We start from the raw sequence: 11,917 nt of genomic DNA, 5'->3' as shown, positions 1-11,917 counted from the left end.
CAAATCACTTCTTTAGTCGAATACAGATGTTTAAATTTGAGCGACAGTAGCTTAAAGCTGGAAAGCACCTTAAGGTGTCATGACCCAGGTAGCGTAGTTCATTAAAGAACTGAGACTGGCTATCTCTACAGTTTTGCTATTTGTTGTCCATTACTGTCCACTGTTCGACGGATAGCGCTTACAGATGAACAAAGCAGCGTTTTAATCTCTCCTTTTTCGAGGAAAGATTAAAGCCGATGCGATTTGCCCTTACTATGATTATTTCACGAGACTTGATTAAATTGTCAATAAAGTGTAGTTTTTGTTACTTTTTTAAGATAAAGTTAACATTTAGTCGGTTCGTAGTTGCCCTTGTAGTTGGGCTGTCGAAAGCCGATATATAGCTCTGACTTATAATATCAGCGTGATCGCACTCTGGCTGAAAATAGGTTGGAATCCCCCCTACTTCAAGGTTTGGCTCGATTGTATGGAAGTAGAGCGACTAAACAATGCTGGAAAGTCGCACGGTGAAACAGTGGCGATTTTTGGGCTGGGGGGAATTTCCGTTTAATCGTTGTTTGTTATTCCTTCAATCACCTCTTTTGCCTTTTCTAACACATTTTTATCCGGCTGAGATTCTTTATATTTTTCCATTTCCTCGTCGTAAAGTTTTTCCACCCCTTTTTTGGGATCTTTCGTTAGTGCTTCTGTCGCTTCCTCATACGCCTCTTCTTTCTCTTGCGGCGACGAGAATCCTAATTCAGTCTTTTCTGCTGTCGGTGGAGTCGTTAAGGGCGTATCAGAGGCGGCTAAAGCGGCTTGATGATTCACGAGCAATAAATTACCTACATTTATTAACGTGATTAAACTTAAAGCCCACAGCATTTTGCCAATCCGTCGCTGAAAAATGATCAAAAATTGTGGCATTGAAATCTCCTTTTCGGCGTCAACCCGAACTTGATTTGAAATATCAAATGATATCCTAACTACTAACGACAGCCTTGGCTTCTGCCCGTAGATAGATCTACCCATTCTATAATCAAAGCCAATCCTCAAGGTGAGCAGGTCAGATTTGCTTTCTTGATCAATTGAGGGAGTCCCTACAGTGGCTAAACCTGTGCAGACAATTAACTTATGAATTATTAATACTGTTATCTATCAACCAAGTCGATAGCATCTTTGTTAACTCCTGATTAAGCGCCTTATACCCCCTGCGGTTGATATGCAAAGTATCGTAAACGTATTTGCTTTGCACTTGCTGATTCTCACCGAGGAGCGAATAGGCATCTAAAATTAAGACATTTTTGGCTTTTAGCGAGTAGAGGTAAGCATTGACTTCTTTAACCGCTTGGGCGACATCAGGTGACCAAAAGGGTTTACGAATCAGCGGAACCGGACCAATGGGAAAAATGGTTGTTAATATCACAGTTGCATCAAGGTTTAGTGAACGAGCGACAATCTGTTGAATATTAGCCTTGCAGTTGCTGATAATGGTGGCTTTTTTATGAGGAAATAGTGGGATTGCTTTTAAGTCGTTAATTCCCACTTGGACAACGATAATATCGGTATTTAAGGGTAAAATATGTTGCTCAAAACGTCCCAAGACCTGAGTTGAGGTTTGATTGCCAATGCCGCGATTAATAAAAGAAAAGCCATTGAGCTTTGGTGGAGAAACCCACATAGCCGCTCGCGAATCCCCAAAGAAGACGACGGTTACTGGGGATGTAGTTAATGAACTATCGGGCAATGAATCGTTATTAAATGTTTGTAGTCCGAAGGGGTCGAGATTGGTTTTATTTAGCTGTAGGTAGTATGATTTTGCTTGGGAGAATAGAAAGATATTAATAATCAACGATAGAACCAATGCGACCAAAATCAATAAAAATGTAAACCGAAATAAGCGCTGTCGTTTCTGCATTTGGATAAGAATTTAAGACGCTGTAAATATATTTAAAACGTGAAATTTAATTCAATTAAATTTTACTGAATAATACCAAAACTTGAATCCTGGGCTTAAGCTTAAGTTACTACCATTCAAATCAAGTGTTTGACAGCTTATTATCGGGCTGGATTGGCTCGAAACCCGTCAAAATTTCTTTAGGAATTCCCTGTGGGCGCATCGTAACTAAATCCACCCACACCCAGATCGCTTCGGCAATAACTAAGGGTTGCACTTGTGCTAATCGATGAATTTCATACCGTCTAATCGCCCGGGTTCCTTTCATCTGCTGTAGCCAAGTGGTGATTTCTAGGGTATCATCTGCTATAGCTGGACGCAAATAGTCGATTTCAATCCGACGCATGACAAACACACCTCCCAGTTTTCGGCATTGTGCCAAAGAATAGCCCAGGAGTTGGGCGTGTTCCACGGCGGCTTGTTCGAGATAATTCTGGTAAACAGCATTGTTTACATGTCCGAGGACATCGATTTCGTAATGCCGCACCCGCAATTGCCTGGTATAGATTTGCATTGGCTTCACTGTGGTTGGGATTCTCAGGGTTGATGATACACGCTTTTGCGAGTCCCCAGCTAAGGTAGCATACCGACAACTGTCTCTATTTGCCCCGGGTAGCACCACCGAGTATTTCAACAGTGTGTTTGATCGTTTATTATAGAAATTGAGCTGTTCTATTTTTTATGTTGCCATTAACCCGTAGAAATCATTAACAAACGAATGCTGAAGTGGGTAGCGGCAAAATATCTAAATGTCTAGAACATTGATAATCGCTTCTAGCCAGATTAGGCACAATCAAGAGACGGCTTGCCACTCTCAATGTTTGTTGCTTCATTGGATGGTGAATTTCTCAGGGAAAACTACAAAATATTGGTTTGACTCTTTCGTCATTTAATGCTGTTGGCTTTGTTGATTAATTTACTAATAAAAACGTAAATTTTCTTTAACTCTTTACCGTTTAATATAAAAAATCCGTAAAACTCGCGCGGATCTTTGCCGTCTAGTTGTGGGTAGATACACTAGTTAATTGTTCAACTCTATGCATGGCAGATATAACCGACCCGTTTTTGCAACAGGTATGTTTCTAAAATCATACCCTTAACCTGAAGTTCAGTCCTTTTATCACTGGCGCCAAATAAGCCCAAGTTTCTGTGATCGGTAGAGTTTATATGTTGTCCTTTTTCAATCGACTGTTAATCGATGGGTTAATTCATTGCTGTAATGACTGGCTATCCGGTTCCAGCCCAATTTATCTAGTGTTAATATGTGGCGGTGTTTTCGCCATAATTGGGTTATTGGCTACAGGTTTAATCGGCTTAAGACAAACTCAAAGACAAAGAAACGCTACCGCTCAACCCAATTCCCCCAAAACCTTGACTGAAACTATACCAGTTGATTACGCCACCCTGTTTCAAGGGATTCCCCAAGCGGTCATTGTTACTAATACAGAGGGTTTTATCCTGAAGGTCAACTCAGCCTTTAGTCAGCTATTTGGTTACCAGCAAGAAGCCGTAGTGGGACAACCCTGGCAACAGTTGTATACTAATCCCCAGGAGTTTGAGCGACAGAGTTGGAATCCTGATTCTGTGGATTTTAATCAGTCTAAACCCATTAAATATCGACGCCAAAATGGGGACAGTTTTATCGGTGAAACCCTCAATAGCGTCATTAAAGATAGGGAAGAAAAGGTTGTCGGAATGCTCTGGCTGATTCATGATATTAGCGATCGCCAGCACAGTGAACTCGCCCTGCAAGCCAGTGATGAACGCTTAAACCTGCTGATTGACGGGATTAACGACTATGGGATTTACCTAATCGATACTGAGGGTAAAATTGTTAGCTGGAATGCAGGCGCTCAACGTCTGAAAGGGTATTCAGCGTCAGAGATCATTGGTCAACATTATCAGTGTTTTTTCCTAAAAGAAGACCAAGAAAACGGCAAACCTAAACAATCTTTACAAATTGCCGCCCAAATGGGTCGATTTGAGGATGAAGGGTGGCGTATGCGGCGGGATGGTTCGCAGTTTTGGTGTACAACCATTATTACAGCACTGCGCGATGAAACCGGATACCTAAGGGGATTTGCCAAAGTCACCCGCGACATTACCGAATCCAAGCAGGCTGAGGTGCGCTTACAACTGTTGGAACGGGCGATCGCGGCGAGTAGTAATGGTATCCTGATTACTGATCCAAATTTACCCGATAACCCGATTATTTTCGTCAATCCCGGCTTTGAGAAAATTACGGGTTATTCAGCCCAAGAGGTTTTGGGAAAAAATTGTCGCTTCTTACAAGGGGATAATCATCAACAACCTGGCTTAGATAAGCTGAAAGCGGCGTTAAAAAACGAACAAGACTCTCATGTCATCGTGCAAAACTCTCGCAAAGATGGTACACGCTTCTGGAATGAACTGTCCGTTTCTCCCATCCGCGATAGTAACGGCAAACTCACCCACTATATTGGTATTCAAACGGATATTAGCGAACGTCGCCAAGCCGAACAAGAGCGCGATCGCATCTTTGACCTGTCCGTTGATATGCTTTGTATTGCGGGGTTTGATGGCTATTTTAGGCGTCTGAATCCCGCCTGGGAAAAAACCTTAGGTTGGAGTGAAGCTGAACTCTTAGCCCAACCTTATCTAGAATTGGTTCATCCCGATGATCGCGCCGCGACTCTGGCGGAAGCCGAAAAACTGACAACTGGGAAAGACTCCATCGCCTTTGAAAATCGCTATCGCTGTTCAGATGGTTCCTATCGCTGGCTGTTGTGGAATGCTAAAGCCTTAGTTGAAGAGGGGTTAATTTATTGTGTTGCTCACAACGTCACTGAACGCAAGCAAGCCGAAGCCGCCTTACGAGAGAGTGAAGCCCGCTTCCGTACCATGGCAGATAGTGCGCCTGTACTGCTTTGGGTGGCTGGCACCGATGGGAATTGTACGTTTTTTAACCGCCCCTGGTTAGAATTTACCGGACGCCGTTTAGAAGATGAACTCGGCGAGGGTTGGGTAGAGGCGGTACATCCAGATGATCAGCCTAATTGTCTACAAACCTATAGTTATGCCTTTAACCGTCGCCAATCCTTTCGCATGGAATACCGACTGCGACGCGCTGATGGGGAATACCGTTGGTTCTTAGATACAGGTATTCCTCGGTTTGGTGACGATAGCAGTTTCTTGGGTTATATCGGTTCTTGCATCGACATCACAGATGTAAAAGAAAGTCAAGCCGCTCTGGAATATTCCCAATCCCTGCTATCTGGGGTATTAAATAGTTCCCTGGATGGGGTAATGGCATTTGAAGCCGTTCGCGATCGCAAAGGGACTATTACTGATTTTAAATGGTTATTGATCAATCCCGCCGCCGAACGTATGGTAGGACGGACGAGTGAGGAACTCATCGGTAAGCATTTACTCGTGGAAATGCCGGGAAACCGCCAGGAAGGACTCTTTGATTTCTATGTTCAGGTAACAGAAATCGGTATCCCCATTGAGCGAGAATTTCATTACCACCACGACGGGATTCAGGCTTGGTTTCAAATCGCCGCCGTCAAATTAGGGGATGGGTTTGCCGTTACCTTTGGTGACATCACTCATCGTAAACAAGCTGAGGAAGCCTTACATCAGAAAAACTCAGAACTGCAAGCGATTTTTAATGCCCTTCCAGATTTGTATTTTAGATTGAGTCAAGATGGCACCATTCTCGACTATAAAGCCACCAATCGGGGTGAATTATATGTCGAGCCAGAACAGTTTCTGGGACAGCCTGTATACAATGTCCTACCTGCTGATGTGAGTGATAAAATGCATCAGGCGATCGCGCGGGTGATTCAAAGCCTATCCCCGGTGAGTCTGGAGTATTCCTTATCCTTAGCAAAAGGAGAGCAAAACTATGAAGCCAGACTCGTGCCATTTTTGGATAATCAGATTATTGGCATTATCCGTAACATTACCGAGCGCAAACAGATTGAGCAACAACAGCGCCAAGCCGAAGCCGCAATTCGGGGTTTATATCGAGTCGCGGCTGCACCAAAACTCACGTTTGAGCAACGCCTGCAAGGACTCTTAGCCTTAGGGCGGCGTCATTTTGGTTACGATGTCGGTATTGTGTCTCGGATTGAGAAAGGGCGCTGTCTGGTGATCGCGGCTCAAGTTCCCCCCAATGGGTCCAGACAAGTGCAGGCGGGGGATAGCTTTGAATTAGAACAGACGATTTGTCGCGAAACAACCCAAGCCAAAGAACCGATCGCGTTTGAGTTGGCTCAAGATACAGAGTGGGCAAATCATCCAGCCTGTCTAAGGTTTGGGATGAAATCTTATCTGGGTACGAGTGTCAAGGTAGCCGGAAACATTTATGGGGCGCTGTGCTTTTTCAGTGTTCAGGAACGTCCCGCCACCCTCACCGCCAAAAATCCCTCGGCGTCCCATCAACTGCTCAAACTCATGGCACAGTGGGTAGGTAATGAGATCGAACGTCAACAAGCTAAAACTGTATTAGAGCGGCAATTACAACGCACGTTGCTGCTTAAACACATTACCCAAGAAATTCGCCAAAGCTTAAATAGTGACCATATTTTTCAGACGGCGGCGACGCAAGTGGGTCAGGTGTTTGGCGTGAATCGTTGCTTGATTCATACCTATTTGGCAAAGCCTTGTCCCCAAATTCCATTGGTGGCGGAATATTTAGAACCCGGTTATGAGTCTACCCGAGAGCAAATGATTCCAGTTTTGGGTAATCCTCACGCCCAAGCGGTGCTGGCGCAAGATCAAGCCGTGAGTTCCGAGAATGTTTATACTGATCCACGACTAGAGGGGGCGGATTTTCTTTGTCGTCAGATTGGTCTTAAATCCATGCTTTCGGTGCGTACTTCGTATCAGGAGCAGACCAATGGTATTATTTGTTTACATCAATGCGATCGCTTCCGGGAATGGAATGCCGATGAGATTGAACTGTTAGAAGCGGTAGCGGCGCAAGTTGGGATTGCTTTAGCTCAAGCTCAACTCTTAGAACAGGAAAAACAACGGCGGGAAGAACTGACGCTGAAGAACCTCGCCCTCCATAAAGCCAAACGGGAAGCCGAAGTCGCCAATCGAGCCAAAAGTGAGTTTCTGGCAATGATGAGCCATGAAATTCGCACGCCGATGAATGCGGTGATTGGTATGGCTGGGTTGTTGTTGGATACTCAACTGACGCCTCAGCAACGAGACTTTGCGAATACGATTAGTAGTAGTGGTGAAGCGTTGCTAACTATTATTAATGATATTCTGGATTTCTCGAAAATAGAATCCGGCAAATTGGAATTAGAGGAACACCCGTTTAATGTGCATGTTTGTATTGAGGAAGCGTTAGATTTAGTGGCGTCCCAAGCGGCGGCGAAAGGATTGGAACTCGCTTATTTAATTGAACCCCAAACTCCAAGCAATGTGGTGGGTGATATTACCCGCCTGCGACAGATTCTGGTGAATTTGCTGAGTAATGCGGTGAAGTTTACTCAACAGGGAGAAGTGGTGGTGTCAGTGGTGAGTCGGGCGGTGTCTGGGGATGTAGAGACCGAACATGGCGCGTCTGGGGGAGTATCCGGTGTAGGGGCGGGTTTGACCGATAATATTTTGCCACAAACCGATAAGTTGACTAAACCCGCCCTTGGGGAAGCCCCTAGACAGGAGATTAAAGCCGATCCAAGTGGGATTGACAACGCCCAAGATTACGAACTGCAATTTACGGTTAGAGATACGGGAATTGGCATTCCGCGCGATCGCATGAATCGCTTGTTTAAACCGTTCTCTCAGGTGGATGCGTCTATGACCCGCAATTATGGCGGAACGGGACTGGGTTTAGCGATTAGTAAGCGTTTAAGTGAACGGATGGGTGGGCGCTTGTGGGCGGAGAGTGAGGTGGGCAAAGGTTCGACGTTTTATTTCACGATTGTGGTGAAATCAGACCCTAATTCGGTCACGGCTGAGTTGGATACACCCCAACCGGAGTTACGGGGAAAACGGTTACTGGTGGTGGATGATAATGCTACGAATCGCCAAATTATTACCCTACAGGCGCAGTCGTGGGGGATGGAGGTGATAACGGCGGAATCGGGAGAGCAAGCGTTGAATCGGTTAGCCGAGTCAGAACCTTTTGATCTGGCGGTTTTGGATTGGCAAATGCCCCAGATGGATGGTTTTACCTTAGCGTTACGCATTGAGGCGTTACCGAAGAGTGAACCACTTCCCTTGGTCATGCTCAGTTCCGTGGGGCGGCAAACCTCCTCCCAACCCGATGATATGCCCAACTTTGCGGCGTTTCTCACCAAGCCGATTAAGCAATCCCAGCTTTATAATGTGTTTGTGGCAATTTTAGGACGTAAGCGAATCTCGGTGCGTCCCGGCGAGCGCTTATCGGGACTGCTTGAGGCTCAGTTTGCCCAGAAGCTACCGTTACGCATTCTGCTCGTCGAAGATGTGGCGGTCAATCAAAAGGTGGCTCGCCAGATGTTGCAGCGATTGGGATATCGCGCGGATGTGGCGAACAATGGACAAGAGGCGCTCGAATCTCTGGCTCGTAAGTCCTATCAGGTGGTGTTCATGGATGTGCAAATGCCTGAAATGGACGGATTGGAGGCAACTACCCGCATCCGGGCTCAAGGGGCGTCAGCTTGCCAACCTTGGATTATTGCCATGACGGCTCATGCCATGCAGGGAGACCGAGAACAATGTCTGCAAGTGGGCATGAACGACTATATCAGTAAACCGATTCGACCGGAAGCCCTGGTTCAAGCGTTGAATAACTATTCCCAGGTGCTGGCTCAAGCAGGCAGAGATAGCATAACGGATCATTCAGATGAGGACGTATTTGTGCCAGAAACACCCTCAGATTCTAGTGCAACTCCCGCCCTAGATCGTCAAGTGCTGCAAGATTTAAGAGAAATAGCCGGAGACGATTTTGAGGGGTTAATCGCGGAGGTGATTGACTCTTATCTGGAAGACTCCCCTCCTAGGGTACAAGCGATTCATAGTGCGATCGCTCATGATGATGCTAATGCTCTGCACCAATCCGCCCATGCGTTGAAATCATCAAGTCTGACGATTGGTGCAACGGGTTTAGCGCAACTGTGTGCGGATTTAGAAGCGCGGGGTCGCACGGGAAATCTAGAGAGTGTTTTAACCCTGCTTTCCCAGTTTGATGCAGAGTATGAGCGAGTTGTCGCCGCGTTGCAACAAGAGCATCCGAGGAAACGATGATGAATGAGCCTGACTTTCAGCATGACTCACCCTTGATTTTGATTGTGGATGATGAAAAAACCCTACGCTTGGTGCTACGTCGGGCGATGGAGCAGGAGGGCTATCGGGTGTTGGAAGTGGGGGATGGGCATCAATGTCTAGCGCGTTGCACCGAACAGTTACCGGATATTGTTTTGTTAGATGCGATGATGCCGGTGATGGATGGATTTACCTGTTGCGCTAAGTTACAGGAAATGTTTGGTCAGGACTGTCCCCCTATCCTGATGATTACTGGACTCAATAATCAGGAATCGGTTGACCGAGCTTTTGAGGCAGGAGCTACGGATTATATCACGAAGCCGATTCATTGGGCGGTGCTGCGGCAACGGGTGCGTCGATTACTGCAAACCCGTTGGATTATGGCAGAGTTACGTCGCAAAATTGAGCAGGAACGGGTGTTGAAGGCGAAGTTAGAGGAAATGAATCAGGAGTTGCAGCGGTTGGTTGATTTGGATGGGTTGACCCAGATTGCCAATCGCCGGGCGTTTGATGAGGCGTTGCAGCAGGAGTGGAAACGATTGGCGCGGGAGCAAGCGCCCCTGGCGTTAATTTTGTGTGATATTGATTTTTTTAAGCCGTACAACGATACTTATGGGCATCAAGCAGGAGATGAGTGCTTGAAACAGGTGGCTGATATTTTGCGTAAAGCGGCGAAGCGTCCAGCGGATGTGGTGGCTCGGTATGGGGGTGAGGAATTTGTGATTATTTTACCGAATACGTCCCTCAGAGGTGCAATGCAGGTGGCTGAATCGATTCGGTTGAAAGTGAAGGCTCGGGCGATTGTCCATGAGGGATCTTTGGTGAGTAAGTTTGTCACCTTGAGTTTTGGGGTAGCTGGCGTGGTTCCGCCGCCAAGAACTACACCCGAAAGGCTGATAGCTGAGGCAGATCAAGCACTGTATAAGGCAAAGGTAGAAGGGCGCGATCGCGTGGTGGGGAATTTGGTTGAGGTTTGATTGTTATTGGTCATTTGTAGTGGACTAATCTGCCGACAATCATATCGTACCACAGGTGCCTGTTTCATTAAGTCGAAATATTGTTAGTTTGCTGTCGTCTAAAGACGACTCGGATTCTTATAAAACAACCCCAACAGTGCGATCGCAGATTTTGTCGGGTGCGTTAATGAAATGTAACGCACCATGTATAGCTAAACCATTCCCCCGCCAAGAACTCAAGTTCTTGGCTCAAAGCGCAAGTCGTCTAAAGACGACTCGGATTCTTATAAAACAACCCCAACAGTGCGATCGCAGATCTTGTCGGGTGCGTTAATGAAATGTAACGCACCATGTATAGCTTGATTCAGTCTATGTCTGTCGTTCTGAGTCGGGGTTGAGTGCGATCGCAGATATTGTAGTAGCGTGGCACACCTAAAATGGTGGATTAGTCTTGTAGGGGCGCACGGTGTGCGCCCAATTTCACCGTCAAATCTATTCCACAATTTTAGCTGTGTCAGTCCGCCATCGTGCGTTAATGAAATGTAACGCACCATGTATAGCTTGATTGAGTCTATGTCTGTCGTTCTGAGTCGGGGTTGAGTCTCAAAGCGTCCTTAGTCGAGGCTTAAAGCGTCCTTAGTCGAGGCTCAGAGTGTCCCCAGTCAAGGCTCAAAGCGTCATGGGCGAGGCTCAAAGCGTCCTTAATCGAGGCTCAGAGCATCCCTAGTCGAGGCTTAAAGCGTCATGGGCGAGGCTCAGAGTGTCCCTAGTCGAGGCTCAAAGCGTCCTTAGTCGAGGCTCAAAGCATCCTTAGTCGAGGCTCAACAGAGCAATCTAACCATTCCCCCGCCAAGAAATCAAGTTCTTGGCTAAAAGCGTAAGTCGTCTAAAGACGACTCGGATTCTTATAGAAACAACCCCAAAAGTTAGACACGTCTGTCTGCATTGAAACAATTAACGGAGTTTAGTTGATGCCCTAATTACCCTGGCGACTGTCTTTTGCGATACCATAGTTAGCATCTCCTGCCTCAATTGCCCCATGGATGAAGCACGCCAACAAGCCTATCTAACCCTGATTAATACCCTATTAACCTGTCCCAGTGGTGAGGAAGGGCAGACATTACAGGATAACGCCGAGTTTGTTGATGCCGGGTTAGTGGCAACCATGATACAGGTAGCGGAAGTGTTAGCAGAGAGAGGCGATGAAAATGCGGCGAAGTTTTTAATCGGAATGGCAAATCAGTTAAGGGAATTCTTGGGATTATCCGCCTCAACTGCAACTCCTGAAGCCCAACTCGACTTTCTGGTTGAAGTATTACAAGCAACGTCAGATAGTGATGTTGATCCGCAAGTTGTCTATCCCCTCCTCCAGGAAAACCTGCATCTATTGGATGATAACTTTGCCCGGATATTGTATGACTGGGCAACTGCAAAACTGGCAGAAGTGGAACCCGCACAAGCTAGAAGTATTGCCGCAGATATTGGTAATTTCAGTAATCTGATCCAGCAGTTTCCTTTAGGGAATCAGGCAAATAATCTGGAAATCGCGATTACGGGTTATGAAGTATTACTGACTATCTTTACCCGCGAGAATCACTCAGAAACCTGGGCATCAATTCAAAATAATCTGGGGAATGCCTACTCTGACAGAATCCGGGGAGAAAGGGCAGAGAATATCGAACGTGCGATCGCATCCTATCAAGCCGCCCTAGAAGTTAGAACCCGTGACGCCTTTCCTAGCAATTGGGCAATGACGCAAAATAATCTGGGAGAAGCCTAC

At 46.3% G+C, this 11,917-nt stretch carries 6 protein-coding genes; 3 read left to right on the top strand and 3 right to left on the bottom strand.

Annotation, left to right across the window (positions count from 1 at the left end; translation table 11 throughout):
• Positions 1–546 precede the first annotated feature (546 nt).
• The 3 genes from RLO19_RS30595 to RLO19_RS30585 form a co-directional block, all read right to left on the bottom strand.
• The gene (locus tag RLO19_RS30595; protein WP_446361489.1) at positions 547–906 is read right to left on the bottom strand and encodes a hypothetical protein; all 360 of its coding nucleotides are present in this window, start codon (positions 904–906) and stop codon (positions 547–549) included.
• A gap of 205 nt (positions 907–1,111) precedes the next feature.
• The gene (locus tag RLO19_RS30590; protein WP_446361487.1) at positions 1,112–1,897 is read right to left on the bottom strand and encodes an SGNH/GDSL hydrolase family protein; all 786 of its coding nucleotides are present in this window, start codon (positions 1,895–1,897) and stop codon (positions 1,112–1,114) included.
• Positions 1,898–2,018: 121 nt separating this feature from the next.
• Complete coding sequence (locus tag RLO19_RS30585) at positions 2,019–2,450, bottom strand: acyl-CoA thioesterase (RefSeq protein WP_446361485.1); 432 nt, start codon at positions 2,448–2,450, stop codon at positions 2,019–2,021.
• A 653-nt stretch (positions 2,451–3,103) separates the two neighbouring features.
• On the opposite strand from RLO19_RS30585, the gene RLO19_RS30580 reads away from it, so the two are divergent.
• The 3 genes from RLO19_RS30580 to RLO19_RS30570 all read left to right on the top strand — a co-directional run.
• Positions 3,104–9,163, top strand: a complete 6,060-nt coding sequence (locus RLO19_RS30580; RefSeq protein ID WP_446361483.1) for a PAS domain S-box protein — start codon at positions 3,104–3,106, stop codon at positions 9,161–9,163.
• Entirely contained in the window at positions 9,163–10,158 is a 996-nt protein-coding gene (locus RLO19_RS30575) for a diguanylate cyclase domain-containing protein (protein WP_446361491.1), read from the top strand. The genes RLO19_RS30580 and RLO19_RS30575 overlap by 1 nt, the downstream gene beginning before the upstream one ends.
• Before the next feature lie 1,018 nt (positions 10,159–11,176).
• A partial coding sequence (locus RLO19_RS30570) for a tetratricopeptide repeat protein (protein WP_446361481.1) occupies positions 11,177–11,917 on the top strand: 741 nt, incomplete at its 3' end.

The sequence above is a fragment of the Coleofasciculus sp. G2-EDA-02 genome (assembly GCF_040226375.1).
Taxonomy (GTDB): Bacteria; Cyanobacteriota; Cyanobacteriia; order Cyanobacteriales; family Coleofasciculaceae; genus Coleofasciculus.
This window is presented reverse-complemented; position numbering and strand designations above follow the sequence as displayed.